This window comes from Gordonia paraffinivorans, assembly GCF_900683595.1.
In the GTDB taxonomy this organism is placed as follows: domain Bacteria; phylum Actinomycetota; class Actinomycetes; order Mycobacteriales; family Mycobacteriaceae; genus Gordonia; species Gordonia paraffinivorans.
Map to the genome: position 1 here is coordinate 838,722 of NZ_CAACYD010000006.1, position 15,619 is coordinate 854,340.

Annotated in this window: 12 protein-coding genes; all 12 read left to right on the plus strand. The window is 69.6% G+C overall.

The genetic code is table 11. From position 1 onward, the window contains the following. The first annotated feature begins 39 nt into the window (after positions 1-39). The 12 genes from E1P53_RS10820 to nuoN are packed head-to-tail and all read left to right on the plus strand — an operon-like array spanning position 40 to position 15,614. Complete coding sequence (locus E1P53_RS10820; RefSeq protein WP_006901195.1) at positions 40-594, plus strand: NuoB/complex I 20 kDa subunit family protein; 555 nt, start codon at positions 40-42, stop codon at positions 592-594. Then, on the plus strand, positions 591-1,343 hold the full coding sequence (locus E1P53_RS10825) for an NADH-quinone oxidoreductase subunit C (RefSeq protein WP_131734294.1): 753 nt from the start codon (positions 591-593) through the stop codon (positions 1,341-1,343). Before E1P53_RS10820 ends, E1P53_RS10825 begins: the two co-directional genes overlap by 4 nt. Then, positions 1,343-2,719, plus strand: a complete 1,377-nt coding sequence (gene nuoD, locus E1P53_RS10830; protein WP_006901197.1) for an NADH dehydrogenase (quinone) subunit D — start codon at positions 1,343-1,345, stop codon at positions 2,717-2,719. Before E1P53_RS10825 ends, nuoD begins: the two co-directional genes overlap by 1 nt. After that, complete coding sequence (nuoF, locus tag E1P53_RS10835; protein ID WP_131734295.1) at positions 2,716-4,779, plus strand: NADH-quinone oxidoreductase subunit NuoF; 2,064 nt, start codon at positions 2,716-2,718, stop codon at positions 4,777-4,779. The genes nuoD and nuoF overlap by 4 nt, the downstream gene beginning before the upstream one ends. Then, complete coding sequence (locus E1P53_RS10840; RefSeq protein ID WP_131734296.1) at positions 4,776-7,187, plus strand: NADH-quinone oxidoreductase subunit G; 2,412 nt, start codon at positions 4,776-4,778, stop codon at positions 7,185-7,187. Before nuoF ends, E1P53_RS10840 begins: the two co-directional genes overlap by 4 nt. Then, entirely contained in the window at positions 7,184-8,551 is a 1,368-nt protein-coding gene (nuoH, locus tag E1P53_RS10845) for an NADH-quinone oxidoreductase subunit NuoH (RefSeq protein ID WP_131734297.1), read from the plus strand. Before E1P53_RS10840 ends, nuoH begins: the two co-directional genes overlap by 4 nt. Continuing rightward, the gene (gene nuoI / locus E1P53_RS10850) at positions 8,544-9,149 is read left to right on the plus strand and encodes an NADH-quinone oxidoreductase subunit NuoI (protein WP_131734298.1); all 606 of its coding nucleotides are present in this window, start codon (positions 8,544-8,546) and stop codon (positions 9,147-9,149) included. The genes nuoH and nuoI overlap by 8 nt, the downstream gene beginning before the upstream one ends. Then, entirely contained in the window at positions 9,146-9,967 is an 822-nt protein-coding gene (locus E1P53_RS10855; protein WP_131734299.1) for an NADH-quinone oxidoreductase subunit J, read from the plus strand. The genes nuoI and E1P53_RS10855 overlap by 4 nt, the downstream gene beginning before the upstream one ends. A 4-nt stretch (positions 9,968-9,971) precedes the next feature. After that, entirely contained in the window at positions 9,972-10,271 is a 300-nt protein-coding gene (nuoK, locus tag E1P53_RS10860) for an NADH-quinone oxidoreductase subunit NuoK (RefSeq protein WP_006901203.1), read from the plus strand. A gap of 11 nt (positions 10,272-10,282) precedes the next feature. Next, entirely contained in the window at positions 10,283-12,196 is a 1,914-nt protein-coding gene (gene nuoL, locus E1P53_RS10865; RefSeq protein ID WP_131734300.1) for an NADH-quinone oxidoreductase subunit L, read from the plus strand. After that, positions 12,193-13,821, plus strand: coding sequence for an NADH-quinone oxidoreductase subunit M (locus tag E1P53_RS10870; protein ID WP_131734301.1), 1,629 nt, complete (start codon positions 12,193-12,195; stop codon positions 13,819-13,821). The genes nuoL and E1P53_RS10870 overlap by 4 nt, the downstream gene beginning before the upstream one ends. Continuing rightward, entirely contained in the window at positions 13,818-15,614 is a 1,797-nt protein-coding gene (gene nuoN, locus E1P53_RS10875) for an NADH-quinone oxidoreductase subunit NuoN (RefSeq protein ID WP_131734302.1), read from the plus strand. Before E1P53_RS10870 ends, nuoN begins: the two co-directional genes overlap by 4 nt. Positions 15,615-15,619 lie beyond the last annotated feature (5 nt).

The window sequence follows — 15,619 nt, forward strand, 5'->3', positions numbered from 1 at the left end:
GCTTTTCGCCGGTTCACGACCGTCACCAGGAGGTGAGAGATGGGACTCGAGGAACGTCTGCCGAGCGGCTTCCTGCTGAGCACCGTCGAGGAGCTGGCCGGTTTCATGCGCAAGGGGTCGCTGTGGCCGGCGACCTTCGGGCTCGCCTGCTGCGCGATCGAGATGATGTCGACCACCTCCGGACGATACGACCTGGCCCGATTCGGCATGGAGGCCTTCCGCGCCTCGCCCCGGCAGGCCGACCTGATGATCGTCGCCGGCCGAGTCAGCCAGAAGATGGCGCCGGTGCTGCGCCAGATCTACGACCAGATGGTCGAGCCCAAATGGGTTCTGGCGATGGGCGTCTGCGCGTCGTCGGGCGGGATGTTCAACAACTATGCCATCGTCCAGGGCGTCGACCACGTGGTCCCGGTCGACATCTACCTACCCGGGTGCCCACCGCGGCCCGAGATGCTGTTGAACGCGATCCTCGAGCTGCACGAGAAGATCCAGGAGATGCCCCTCGGGGTCAACCGCGAGGAGGCGGTCTGGGCGGCCGAGCGCGCCGCCCTGGAGGCGACCCCGACCATCGAGATGAAGGGGCTGCTGCGATGAAGCCCGACGACCTCGACCCCACACGCGGCGACCCGGCCCACACGGGCCCCGCACACCTCGGCCCCGAACCCCCGACACCAGAACCGGATCCACCCGATCCGGAGGTGATTGGCGTCCGGCACGGATTGTTCGGGACACCGGGCACCGGCGACACCTCGGGCTACGGCGGACTCGTCCAGCCGATCACCCTGCCACCGAGCTCGACGCGCCCCTACGGCGGGTACTTCGACGAGATCGCCGACGCCCTCGAACGCGAACTCGCCGACCGGTACGACGCCGCCGTGGAGAAGATCGTGATCTTCCGCGACGAGATGACGATCCACGTGCGGCGTGACCACCTCCCCACAGTCGCTCTCACACTTCGTAATTGCCCCGACCTCCGCTTCGAGCTCTGCCTCGGCGTCAACGGCGTCCACTACCCGGGCGATCCCGGACGCGAACTCCACGCGGTCTATCCGCTGGCCTCCCTGACCCACTACCGCCGGGTCCGTCTGGAGGTGTCGGCGCCGGACGCCGATCCCCACATCCCGAGCATCTGCGACATCTACCCCACCAACGACTGGCACGAGCGGGAGACCTACGACTTCTTCGGGATCGTCTTCGACGGGCACCGCTCGCTCACCCGGATCGAGATGCCCGACGACTGGGAGGGACACCCCCAGCGCAAGGACTACCCGCTCGGCGGGGTGCCGGTCGAGTACAAGGGGACCCGCGTCGACCCACCAGACCGGAGGAGGTCGTACAGCTGATGCCCGACACCGTCACCGGCCCGGGGAACCCCGGGTCCACCGACGCCGCCCCAGGGCCCGACCAGGACGTGAAACCGACCCGCACCTACACGGTGTCCGGCCAGGACTGGGATTCGATCGTCTCCGACGTGCGCACCCGGGCCGAACAGCAGCCCGGCGACGAGCGCATCGTCGTCAACATGGGGCCGCAGCATCCGTCGACGCACGGCGTGCTGCGCCTCATCCTGGAGATCGAGGGCGAGACGGTCACCGAGGCCCGGTGCGGAATCGGCTACCTGCACACCGGGATCGAGAAGAATCTCGAGTACCGGAACTGGACGCAGGGCGTCACGTTCGTGACGCGGATGGACTACCTGTCCCCGTTCTTCAACGAGACGGCGTATTGCCTCGGCGTGGAGAAGCTGCTCGGCGTCACCGACGAGATCCCCGAACGGGCGTCGGTCATCCGCGTCATGCTGATGGAACTCAACCGCATCAGCAGCCACCTCGTCGCGCTGGCCACCGGCGGCATGGAGCTCGGCGCGGTGACCGCGATGTTCCTCGGATTCCGGGAACGCGAACTCATCCTCGACCTGTTCGAGATGATCACCGGCCTGCGGATGAACCACGCGTACATCCGGCCCGGAGGTGTCGCGCAGGACCTCCCGCCGGATGCCCCCGAGCAGATCGCGCGCGTCGTCGACGCCCTGCCGGGCCGGCTGCAGGAGCTCTCGGATCTGCTGACCGACAACTACATCTGGAAGGCGCGCACCCAGAACGTCGGCTATCTCGACCTGACCGGCTGCATGGCCCTGGGCGTCACCGGCCCGGTGCTCCGCTCCACCGGTTACCCGCACGATCTGCGGAAGGCGCAGCCGTACTGCGGCTACGAGACCTACGAGTTCGACGTCATCACCACCGACACGTGTGACTCGTACGGCCGCTACCTGATCCGCGTGAAGGAGATGCAGGAGTCGGTCCGCATCGTCCGGCAGTGCCTCGACCGGCTGAAGCCGGGACCGGTGATGATCGCCGACCGCAAACTGGCCTGGCCGGCCGACCTGGCGCTCGGGCCCGACGGCCTCGGCAATTCCCCCGAACACATCGCCGAGATCATGGGCACCTCGATGGAGGCGCTGATCCACCACTTCAAGCTCGTCACCGAGGGAATGCGCGTGCCCGCCGGACAGGTCTACATCGCCGTCGAGTCGCCGCGCGGCGAACTCGGCGTGCACATGGTCAGCGACGGCGGGACGCGCCCCTACCGGGTCCACTTCCGCGACCCGTCGTTCACGAACCTCCAGGCGGTGGCGGCGATGTGCGAAGGCGGCATGGTCGCCGACGTCATCACCGCCGTCGCGAGCCTCGACCCGGTGATGGGAGGCGTGGACCGATGACCGATCCCGTGTTCGTGGACCTGTCGACCTCTCCTCCCCAGGAGCCGGCGGCACCGACACCGTGCGCTCCGGCGCCGCCCATCGGCTTCGGCGGGCCGGACCGGTATCCCGACGAGGTGACCGAGCGGCTGGCTGCGCAGGCGGGGCCGATCATCGCCCGCTATCCCCAGGCCCGGTCGGCGCTGCTGCCCCTGCTGCACCTCGTGCAATCGGAGGACGGTCACATCACCCGCGCGGGCATCGAGTTCTGCGCGCAACAGCTCGATCTGACCCCGGCGCAGATCGCGTCGGTGGCGACCTTCTACTCGATGTTCCGCCGCACGCCGACCGGCGAGTACCTCGTCGGGGTCTGCACCAACACCCTGTGCGCGACGCTCGGCGGCGACGAGATCCTGCGCACCCTGTGCGAGCACCTCGGCGTGCAGCCGGGCGAGACCACCGCCGACGGGCGCATCACCGTCGAGCACGTGGAGTGCAATGCGGCCTGCGACTTCGCACCGGTGGTGATGGTGAACTGGGAGTTCTTCGACAACCAGACGCCCGAGTCCGGTGTCGAGCTGGTCGAGGACCTGCGTGCCGGCGTCACGGTCGAGCCGGCCCGCGGCACCGGGCGGGTGCGCTCGTTCCGGGAGACCGCGCGCGACCTCGCCGGGGTGACCGGCCAGGACGCGCCCGCCCGGCAGCCCATGCACGCGGACACTCCCGTCGGCGCCGCGCCCGAGCCGGAACCCGCCGAGGTGCCGGTCCTGTCGCGTCACTGGCACGACCAGAACTCCTGGACACTCGACAACTACTTGCGGCACAACGGTTACCGCGCCCTGCGCATCGCCCTGGACACCCCGCCCGACGACGTGATCGAGATGGTCAAGGCCTCCGGGCTGCGCGGTCGCGGCGGCGCCGGCTTCCCGGTGGGCATGAAGTGGTCGTTCATCCCGCAACAGCAGCCGTCGGAAGCCGAGTCCGGTCCCCCGCACTATCTCGTGGTCAACGCCGACGAATCGGAGCCGGGCACCTGCAAGGACATGCCGCTCATGCTCGCCTCGCCGCATTCGCTGATCGAGGGCGTCGTCATCGCGGCCTACGCGATCCGGGCGCACCACGCGTTCATCTACCTGCGCGGCGAGGTCGCCTCGGTCCTGCGCCGCCTGCGGACCGCGGTCGACGAGGCCTACGCCGCAGGCTTTCTCGGCCAGAACATCCTCGGCTCGGGCTTCGACCTCGAACTCGTGGTCCACGCCGGCGCCGGCGCGTACATCTGCGGCGAGGAGACCGCACTCCTCGATTCCCTCGAGGGCAGGCGCGGACAGCCCCGGCTGCGTCCCCCGTTCCCGGCGGTCGCGGGTCTCTACGCGAGCCCCACCGTCGTCAACAACGTCGAGTCCATCGCGAGCGTCCCGCCGATCGTCCGCAACGGCGTCGAATGGTTCCGCTCGTTCGGCACCGAGAAGTCGCCCGGTTTCACCATGTACTCGTTGTCGGGGCACGTCACCCACCCCGGCCAGTACGAGGCGCCGCTGGGCATCACGCTGCGACAACTCCTCGAGCACGCCGGCGGGGTGCGCGCGGGCCACCGGCTGAAGTTCTGGACGCCGGGCGGGTCGTCGACGCCGCTGCTGACACCCGAGCACCTCGACGTCCCACTCGACTACGAGGGGGTCGGCGCGGCCGGTTCGATGCTGGGCACCAAGGCATTGCAGATCTTCGACGAGACCACCTGCGTCGTCGGCGCGGTGCTGCGCTGGACGCAGTTCTACGCACACGAGTCCTGCGGCAAGTGCACCCCCTGCCGGGAGGGCACGTACTGGCTGGTGCAGTTGCTCGACCGCCTCGAGCACGAGGGCGGCACCGCCGCGGACCTCGACACCCTCGCCGACGTCACCAACTCGATCGTCGGAAAGTCGTTCTGCGCCCTCGGCGACGGCGCGGGGAGCCCGATCGTCTCCTCGCTGCAGTACTTCCGCAACGAGTACCTCGCCCACCTCGACCACGGATGCCCGTTCGACCATTCGCTGTCGACGGCCTGGGCGCCGTCGGCCGGGGCCGTCGGAGGTGCCCGATGACCCTCACCCACGGCAGCGACCCGTCCACCGAGGCAGACAACCTCGTGGGGATCGTCATCGACGGCCGGCCGGTCCGGGTTCCGAAGGGCACCTTGTTGATCCGCGCCGCCGAGCAGATCGGGATCACCATCCCCCGCTTCTGCGATCACCCGCTCCTCGATCCGGTCGGCGCCTGCCGACAGTGCCTCGTCGAGGTGGAGGGGCAGCGCAAGCCCCTCGCCTCGTGCACGACGGTCGCCACCGAGGGCATGGTGGTGCACACGCAGATGAGCTCGAAGGTCGCCGCCGACGCCCAACGCGGGGTGATGGAGTTGCTGCTCATCAACCATCCGCTCGACTGCCCGGTCTGCGACAAGGGCGGCGAATGCCCGTTGCAGAACCAGGCGATGGCCACCGGGCGCAGCGAGTCCCGGTTCGACGGGGTCAAGCGGACGTTCGTGAAACCGGTGCCGCTGTCGTCGGAGGTGCTCCTCGACCGCGAGCGGTGCGTGCTCTGCGCGCGGTGCACGCGCTTCTCCACCCAGGTCGCCGGCGACCCGCTCATCGAGTTGGCCGATCGCGGTGCGCTGCAACAGGTCAGCATCTACCAGGACGAGCCCTTCGACTCGTACTTCTCCGGCAACACCGTGCAGATCTGCCCGGTGGGCGCCCTGACCGGCGCGCAATACCGTTTCCGCGCACGGCCCTTCGACCTCGTGTCCACGCCGAGCGTGTGCGAGCACTGCGCCAGCGGGTGCGCGCAACGCACCGACCATCGTCGGGGAAAGGTGCTGCGCCGCCTCGCCGGCGACGATCCCGAGGTCAACTCCGAGTGGAACTGCGACAAGGGCCGCTGGGCCTTCGCCTACGCCACCGCCGCCGACCGGATCACCGCCCCGCTCGTGCGCGATCGTCACGGGGATCTGCGCGAGTCCAGCTGGGCCGATGCGATCCGCGTTGCCGCAGAAGGCCTCTCGACGGCGATCGGGAACACCGGCGTCCTGACCGGCGGTCGGCTGACCGTCGAGGACGCGTATGCGTACTCGCGGTTCGCCCGCACGGTGCTGCGCACCGACGACATCGACTTCCGGGCCCGCGTCCACAGCAGCGAAGAGGCCGACTTCCTCGCCGCCCGCGTCGCCGGGCGCGGACTCGAGACCACCTACGACGACCTGTCGGCCGCTCCCGCGGTTCTCCTCGCCGGCTTCGAGCCGGAGGAGGAATCGCCGATCGTCTTCCTGCGATTGCGGCGCGCCGTCCGCGCCGGCGGGTTGCGCGTAGCGACGGTGGCGCCGTTCGCCAGTCGCGGCGTGCGCAAGCTCGATGCGCAGCTGTTCACCGCCGTGCCCGGCGCCGAGCGGTCCGTCCTGAGTTCCGCCGAGGCGACCCACCATCTCCGCGAACCGGGTTCGGTGCTCATCGTCGGCGAGCGTCTCGCAGCGAGCCCGGGAGCGCTGACCGCGGCCGCAGACCTCGCCGACCGGACGGGCGCGCATCTCGCGTGGATACCGCGGCGCGCGGGTGAACGCGGTGCGCTCGAGACCGGGGCGCTCTCCGGGCTGCTGCCGGGCGGACGCCCCCTCGCCGATCCGGAGGCCCGGGCGGCGGTGGCCTCGGTGTGGGGCGCCGACCTCCCCACACGGGCCGGCCGCGACACCACCGGCATCCTCGACGCGGCCCGGTGTCACGGGCTGTCGCTGCTGATCGCCGGCGTGGACCTCGACGACCTGCCCGACCCTGCCGCGGCGGCCGAATCACTCGCCGCCGCACCATTTGTCGTCAGCCTGGAGCAGCGGCACTCCACCGTCACCGCCCACGCGGACGTGGTGTTCCCCGTCGCGGCGGTCGCCGAGAAGGAGGGCACCTTCGTCGACTGGGAGGGCCGCCCGCGCAGCTTCACGACCGCGCTCACCGAGACCGGGCACCTGCCCGATCACCGGATCCTCCACGCGCTGGCGCGTCGCATGGGCGTCGATCTCCGGTGCGACGGCCCGCAGACCATCCACATGGACCTTCGTCGCATCGGCGCCTGGGCGGGCAACCGGACGGCCATCGCCGCCCACGACAGTCCCCGGCACGCCCCGGCGGCCGGCCAGGCGGTCCTGGCGACCTGGCGCATGCTCCTCGACCTCGGACGCCTGCAGGACGACGAGCCGTACCTCGCCGGCACGGCGCGCACCCCCGTCGCCCGGATGTCGCCGGCCACTGCGGCCGAGGCGGGCGTCGCGGTCGACGGCCGGGTGCGGATCAGCACCGCCGACGGCGCCATCACGCTGCCGGTCGAGCTCACCGACATGCCGGACCGGGTCGTGTGGGTCCCGCTGAACTCCCCCGGCTCCCGGGTCCACCCCGACCTGCGTGCGCAGGCGGGCGACCTGGTGGCGCTGTCGCCCGCCTCGGCGGCCGACGTCCCCGGAGGCGACCGATGATCCTCGCCGCCGACGCCGCCACCCTGGCCATCGACTACCCCGACCTCGCCGACTTCGGGCACGACCCGATCTGGCTCGTGATCCTCAAGGCCCTCGGCGTCTTCGCGTTCCTCGTCCTCAACCCGCTCGCGGCGATCCTCCTCGAGCGCAAGATCATGGCGCGGATGCAGGGCCGCATCGGCCCCAACCGCGTGGGACCCCGCGGGATCCTCCAGAGCGTCGCCGACGGCGTGAAACTCGCACTGAAGGAAGGAATCATCCCGGCGGGAGTCGACAAGGTGATCTATCTCCTCGCACCGATCATCGCGGTCGTGCCGGCCGTCATGGCGTTCGCGGTGATCCCCTTCGGGCCGATGGTGTCGGTGTTCGGCCACCAGACCCCGTTGCAGCTCACCGACCTGCCGGTCGGCATCCTCTACGTGCTCGCCGTGACGTCGGTCGGCGTCTACGGCATCGTGCTGGCCGGGTGGTCGTCGGGCTCGACCTATCCGCTCCTCGGCGGCCTGCGCTCGACCGCACAGGTCATCTCGTACGAGATCGCGATGGGACTGACGTTCGCCGCGGTGTTCCTCGACGCCGGGACCATGTCCACCTCGGGGATCGTCGCCGCGCAGGAGCACCACTGGTACTTCATGCTCCTGCTGCCCTCGTTCGTGATCTACGCGATCTCGATGGTCGGCGAGACCAACCGCGCGCCTTTCGATCTGCCCGAGGCCGAGGGCGAACTCGTCGGCGGGTTCCACACCGAGTACTCGTCGCTGAAGTTCGCGATGTTCATGCTCGCCGAGTACATCAACATGGTCACCGTCTCCGCGCTGGCCACGACGATGTTCCTGGGCGGCTGGCAGGCGCCGTGGCCGTTGAGCGCCTTCGACTGGGCCAACTCCGGGTGGTGGCCGATCCTCTGGTTCACCCTGAAGGTCTGGGCGTTCATGTTCGTGTTCATCTGGCTGCGCACCAGCCTGCCGCGACTGCGCTACGACCAGTTCATGAACCTGGGCTGGAAGGCCCTCATCCCCATCTCGCTGGCCTGGGTGATGGTCGTCGCGATCATCCGGGTCTCGGCCGGCGACCACACGCTGGTGCGCGCCCTCGTCTCCGCGGCCGCGGGACTGGTGGTGACCGCGCTGATCGGTTACGCGATCTGGCGGCTGATGCGGGTCCCGACCGACCCCGACGCACCCGACCCCGGGTCCGCCCGGGCGGGCCCCGGCCGGTCCGAGCCGTTCGACCCGATGGCCGGCGGCTTCCCCGTCCCGCCCATGCCGGGGCAGGTCGTCGACCCGAAGGCGACCGGGTCCGCCGCCACACCCCCACCGGCCGGTGTCGAGCCGGCGCCGAGCAGGGAGACCACCGATGCCTGATTTCCTCAAGCCGATCGACGGCTTCCGCGTCACCTTCGGCGGCATGTTCTCACCGACGATCACCGAACAGTACCCGGAGGAGAAGCGGCCCACCGCTCCCCGGTATCACGGTCGGCACCAGCTCAACCGCCACCCCGACGGGCTGGAGAAGTGCATCGGCTGCGAGCTGTGCGCCTGGGCCTGTCCCGCCGACGCCATCTACGTCGAGGGCGCCGACAACACTCCAGAGGAACGGTATTCGCCCGGTGAGAGGTACGGGCGCGTCTACCAGATCAATTACCTGCGATGCATCGGCTGCGGCCTGTGCATCGAGGCCTGCCCCACCCGCGCACTCACCATGACCAACGACTACGAGCTGGCCGACGACAACCGAGCCGACCTCATCTACGAGAAGGACCGTCTGCTCGCACCGCTCCCGCCGGGCGCCGAGGCGCCCCCGCACGACATGGCGCCGGGTTCGACGGAGGAGAACTACTACCGCGGAGAGATCACCGCGGAAGGAAGGCTGGTGCCGCGCACCGGATCTCCCGGTGCGCCGCCGAGTGCGACGACCGGCGACGACGTCCGACCCGACGATGCCCGGGGGTCACGGGCATGACCGGTTGGGACACGGCCGGCACGCTGGGCCTGCTGGCCGCGGAATCGGTGCGCACCTCGACCGGCGAGGCCATCCAGTTCTGGGTCCTCGGCGCCGTGGCCGTCGCCGGCGCACTCGGGGTCGTCTTCGCCACCAGGGCCGTGTACTCGGCGATCTTCCTCGCGACCACCATGATCGTTCTCGCGGTGTTCTACGTGGCGCAGGGCGCGCTGTTCCTCGGCGTCGTGCAGGTCGTGGTCTACACCGGCGCGGTGATGATGCTGTTCCTGTTCGTGCTGATGCTCATCGGCGTCGACTCGTCGGATTCGCTGAAGGAGACGCTGCGCGGACAACGGTTCGCCGCGGGACTGATCGGGATCGGCTTCGGCGTCCTGCTGATCGCCGGGATCGGCAGCGCGACCGTCGCGGTCACCGCCGGCGCCACCGAACCGTATGCCCTGGCCAGTGACAGCAACTCGGCCATCGAGTCGATCGCCGAGCTGATCTTCGTGCGCTACCTGTGGGCGTTCGAGCTGACCGGGGCCCTGTTGATCGCCGCGACCCTCGGCGCGATGGTGCTGGCCCACCGGGAGCGCTTCGGCCCGCGGCTCACCCAGAAGGAGCTGTCGAAGGCCCGGTTCCGCAGCGGCGTGAACCTCACCCCGCTGCCGAGTCCCGGTGTCTACGCGCGACACAACGCGGTCGACGTCCCGGCGCGGCTGCCCGACGGGAGCCCCTCGGACCTGTCGGTGAACGCGATACTGGCCGCCCGAACGCTGCGTCGTCCCGGCGATCGCCGGCCTGCGGGCGAGGACCGACCCGGCTCGGATCGGCGGTGAGGCGATGAACCCGGAGAACTACCTCTACCTCTCGGCCCTGCTGTTCACGATCGGCGCCTCCGGTGTCCTGTTGCGCCGCAACGCGATCGTCGTCTTCATGTGCATCGAGCTCATGCTCAACGCGGCCAACCTGGCGTTCGTGACCTTCGCGCGGATGACGCAGTCGTTCGACGGCCAGGTGATCGCCTTCTTCACGATGGTCGTCGCCGCGGCAGAGGTGGTCGTCGGACTGGCCATCATCATGACGATCTTCCGGTCACGCCGTTCGGCGTCGGTCGACGACGCGGATCTGCTCAAGCGGTAGAGGAGGACTGGGTGAACGCCGAACTGACCGCGTCGCTGCTCTGGCTCGTTCCCGCGCTCCCCCTCGCCGGGGCGGCGATCCTCCTGCTCGGCGGCCACGCCACCGACCGGTGGGGTCATCTGCTCGCCACGACGACCGCCGTCGCGTCGTTCCTGGTCGGGGCGGCGATGTTCGTCGGGATGGCGTCCCGGTCCGCCGACGACCGCGGCGTCTCCGACATCCTGTTCAGCTGGGTCCCCGTCGGAGAACTTCAGGTGGACTTCGGTTTCCGCCTCGATCAGTTGTCGATGTGCTTCGTCCTGCTGATCACGGGCGTGGGCGCGTTGATCCACGTCTACTCCATCGGGTACATGGCGCACGACCCGGCTCGGCGACGGTTCTTCGCCTACCTCAACCTCTTCCTCGCGGCGATGCTGGTCCTCGTGCTCGCCGACAACTACCTCGGCCTCTACCTGGGCTGGGAGGGAGTCGGCCTCGCGTCCTACCTGCTGATCGGCTTCTGGCAGCACAAGCCGTCGGCGGCGACCGCCGCGAAGAAGGCGTTCGTGGTCAACCGCGTCGGCGACATCGGCCTGGCCGTGGCGCTGATGATCATGTTCGCGACCTTCGGGTCGGTGTCGTTCGCCGCGGTCTTCGACGGCGCGCCGCAGGTCGGCGAATCCACGCTCACCGCACTGGGCTTCATGCTCCTGCTCGCCGCGTGCGGCAAGTCCGCCCAGGTGCCGCTGCAGTCCTGGCTCGGCGATGCCATGGAGGGCCCAACCCCGGTCTCGGCGCTCATCCACGCCGCGACCATGGTGACCGCGGGCGTCTACCTGATCGTGCGGTCGGGGCCGGTCTTCGACCTGGCGCCCGGGGCCCGGGTGGGCGTCGTGGTCGTCGGCGCGGTGACATTGCTGTTCGGCGCCGTCATCGGGTGCGCGAAGGACGACATCAAGAAGGCACTGGCGGCGTCGACGATGAGCCAGATCGGGTACATGGTGCTCGCGGCCGGGCTCGGACCCGCCGGGTACGCGTTCGCGATCCTGCACCTGCTCACCCACGGCTTCTTCAAGGCCGGGCTGTTCCTCGGCGCCGGCTCGGTGATGCACGGCATGGACGACGAGACCGACATGCGCCGGTTCGGCGGGCTGTGGACCCTCATGCCGATCACGTTCGCCACCTTCGGGGTCGGCTACCTCGCGATCATCGGCGTGCCGCCGTTCGCCGGGTTCTACTCCAAGGACCACATCATCGAGGCGGCGTTCGGCGAGGGCGGAGCGAAGGGGCTGATCCTCGGCGGCGCCGCGCTGCTCGGCGCCGGCATCACCGCGTTCTACATGACCCGCGTGATGCTGTTGACCTTCTTCGGCGAGAAGCGCTGGCATGACGGCACCGACGCCCCCGCTCCGCACCCGCACGAGTCGCCGCGGGTGATGACCGTCCCGATGATCCTCATCGCGATCGGATCGGTGGCCTCCGGCGCGCTCCTCGCGATCGGCGGGACACTGGAGCACTGGCTGGCCCCCGTCGTCGGCGAACACACGCCGCATCACGTGCTGCCGGTGTGGGCGATGACGCTCATCATCCTCGCCGTCGTCGCCGTCGGCGTCGGGGTCGCCTACCGGCAGTACGCGACCCGCCCGGTGCCCGTCACCGCCCCCGAGGACGTCTCCCTGTTGACCGTCGCCGCGCGGCGTGACCTGTACGGGGACACCGTCAACGAGGAGCTGCTGATGCGGCCCGGCCGACGCGTGACCGCCGGCCTCGTCGCGGTGGAGTCCGACGGCGTCGACGGGCTCACCGGCGGTGTGGGCACCGCGATCGCCCGGACGTCGCGTCGAATACGGGGGTGGCAGAACGGCTACGTGCGTTCCTACGCCCTGTCCATGTTCGCGGGCACCGCGGTGGTCCTCGCTCTCGTGATGGCGGTGAACGTGCTGTGAGCATCCCCTGGCTGACCGTTCTGTGGCTCGTCCCCGCGATCGCCGCGGGCCTGGTGCTCGCCGTTCCGGCGAACCGACCGGTGATCGCGAAGTGGTTCGCGCTGACGGTGAGCGTCCTCGTGCTGGCCGTCGGCGTGGGACTCGCCATCGGCTTCGACCCGGCCGGCGACCGTTACCAGTTCGTGGAGGACGTCAGCTGGATTCCCGCACTCGGAACCCGCTATTCGCTCGGACTCGACGGGATCGGGCTCGCGCTGATCCTGCTGACCGCAGCGCTTCTCCCGCTGCTCCTGCTGGCCGGGTGGAACGACGCCGACACGGCGGGTTCGCTCGATCACGCGGGCGGCCTCGCACGCAAGAACCCGCACATCTACCTCGCCCTGTTCCTCGCGACCGAGGCGATGGTGCTGATGAGCTTCGTCGCCCTCGACATCCTGCTGTTCTACATCTTCTTCGAGGCCATGCTCATCCCGATGTACTTCCTCATCGGCGGCTTCGGCAACGGCCCCAACCGATCCGGTGCGGCAGTGAAGTTCTTGCTGTACAACCTGTTCGGCGGCCTGATCCTGCTCGCCGCGGTCGTCGGGCTGTACGTGGTCACCGCGCAGAACGCGGTCGGCGGGGGCACGTTCGCGCTGACCGACGTCGTGGCGGCGGTGTCGAGCGGCCAGATCGACGACTCGACCGGCCTCGCGAAACTCCTGTTCCTCGGGTTCATGTTCGCCTTCGCGGTGAAAGCCCCGCTGTGGCCGTTGCATTCGTGGCTTCCCGACGCCGCGGTGGCCGCCACCCCGACCTCCGCGGTGCTGATGATGGCGGTGATCGACAAGGTCGGCACCTTCGCGATGCTGCGGTTCTGCCTGCAGCTGTTCCCCGACGCATCCCGGTGGTTCGCCCCGTTGATCTGTGCGCTCGCCGTCGTCGGCATCGTCTACGGCGCGATCCTCGCGATCGGCCAGACCGATGTGATGCGGCTCATCGCCTACACGTCGATCTCCCACTTCGGATTCATCATCCTGGGCATCTTCGCGCTGACCGCGCAGGGCCAGACCGGCTCGACGCTCTACATGGTCAATCACGGGATCTCCACCGCCGCACTGTTCCTCATCGCCGGGTTCCTGGTGTCGCGGCGCGGCAGCCGGCTCATCGCCGACTACGGCGGGGTCCAGAAGGTGGCCCCGGTCCTCGCCGGAACCTTCCTCGTCGCCGGTCTCGCCACCCTCTCCCTGCCCGGACTGGCGCCGTTCATCAGTGAATTCCTGGTCCTCGTCGGAACGTTCACGCGGTACCCGGTCGCGGCCGTCGTCGCGACCTCGGCGCTGGTCCTGTCCGCGATCTACATCCTGTGGACCTACCAGCGGATGATGGGCGGCCCGCCGAAGAGCGGGGACTCGGCGGCGCCCGGCATCCGTGACCTCGCCGGGCGCGAACTGGTCGTCGTGGCCCCGCTGATGGCCCTGTTGCTCATCCTCGGCGTGTATCCGAAACCGCTGATCGACCTCATCGAACCGGCCGTGCAGAACACGATCACCACAGTCGGGGTCACCGGTCCCGAGCCCGCGGTCGCAGAGCCCGGAGACGGCCGAACACACGGCACCACAACCGAAGCGGAGGGACACCGATGAGTTCCACCGGCCTCACCCCCGTCTCCTCGACTCCGACCACCCTGGCCGCGATCGAGGCGCCGAGCATCGCCTACGGCGCGCTGTCGCCGATGCTCGTCGTCTTCGGAGCCGCGGTGATCGGCGTCCTGGTGGAGGCCTTCGCCCCGAGACGGTTGCGCTATCCGGTCCAGCTCGTCCTCTCGCTCGGCGGCCTCCTCGTCGCGCTGGGCGCCCTGATCGCGGTCGCCGCCGCCGAGACCTCGAACGGCGCCAACGGACAGATCACGATGTCCGGGGCGGTGGTGATGGATCGCCCGACCCTCTACCTGCAGGGACTGCTGCTGGTGGTCGGGATCATAGCCGTCGGCTTCATGGCCGAGCGCCGGCTCGAACGCGTGGTGGCGCCGGTGGACATGCGCCGGTTGGCGGGCGCGTCGGTCGGCGACGACCGTTCCGGCAGAACCGGGGTCAGCGGCGGTGGCGGTGGAAACGGCGGCGTCGACGCCGACATGTTCACGCCGTCGGGCGCGGCGGTCCCCAACACCGACGCCGAGTTCGAGGCGACCCGCGCCGGCGCGGTCACCACCGAGGTGTTTCCGCTGGCGCTGCTGGCGCTCGGCGGGATGATGCTGTTCCCCGCGTGCGGCGACCTGTTGACGATGTTCATCGCGCTCGAGGTGTTCTCGCTACCGCTGTATCTGCTCTGCGGTCTCGCCCGGCGTCGTCGCCTCATCTCGCAGGAGGCGTCGCTGAAATACTTCCTGCTGGGTGCGTTCTCGTCGGCGTTCTTCCTGTTCGGAGCGGCATTCGTCTACGGCGCAACGGGTTCGCTGAACCTGGCGGCCATCGGGGCGTCGATCGGCGAGGTCGCCGGCCTGGGCGGCGACACCACGCTCGCCCTCATCGGCCTGGCGATGCTGGCGGTCGGCATGCTGTTCAAGGTCGGTGCCGTGCCGTTCCACGCGTGGATCCCCGACGTCTACCAGGGCGCCCCGACCCCGGTCACCGCGTTCATGGCGTCGGCGACCAAGATCGCCGCGTTCGGCGCGCTCCTGCGGGTGTTCTACGTGGGTTTCGGCACGTTACGCGACCAGTGGGCACCCGTGCTGTGGGCGGTCGCGATCGCGTCGATGGTGATCGCGTCGGTGATGGCGGTGACCCAGACCGACGTCAAGCGCATGCTCGCGTACTCGTCGATCGCCCACGCGGGCTTCATCCTGCTGGGACTCATCGCCTTCGACGACGCCGGACTCGGCGCGACCCTGTTCTACCTGGCCGCCTACGCGTTCACCACGTTGGGCGCGTTCGCCCTCGTCGCGGTGATCCGCGAACCCGACGCCGACGCGACCGCATCCGCCCGCGCCGCAGCGATCCGCGGGCCGTCGGCGCCGGTCCGCAACCCACACCTGTCTGGGCGCGAGGCGACCGACCTCACCCAGTGGTCGGGACTCGGGCGTCGGTATCCGTTGGTGGGGGCCATGTTCGCGGTCTATCTGCTCTCCTTCGCCGGCATCCCGCTGACGAGCGGCTTCATCGCCAAGTTCGACGTCTTCGCCGCGGCCGCCGGGAACGGTGGCGGAGTTCTGGTGGTCATCGGCGTCGTCAGCAGCGCGATCGCCGCCTACGTCTACATCCGGATCATCGTCGCGATGTTCTTCGACGACGTGCCGGTCGACGGCGCCCCGCACGTGGTGAGGCCCAGCGTGCTGACCATGTCCGGTGTCGCGGTGTGCACCCTGGTCACGGTCGTGCTCGGCATCTTCCCCCAACCAGTGCTGGACCTCGCCGACGCCGCGGCGTCGTTCCTGCGGTGATCTCC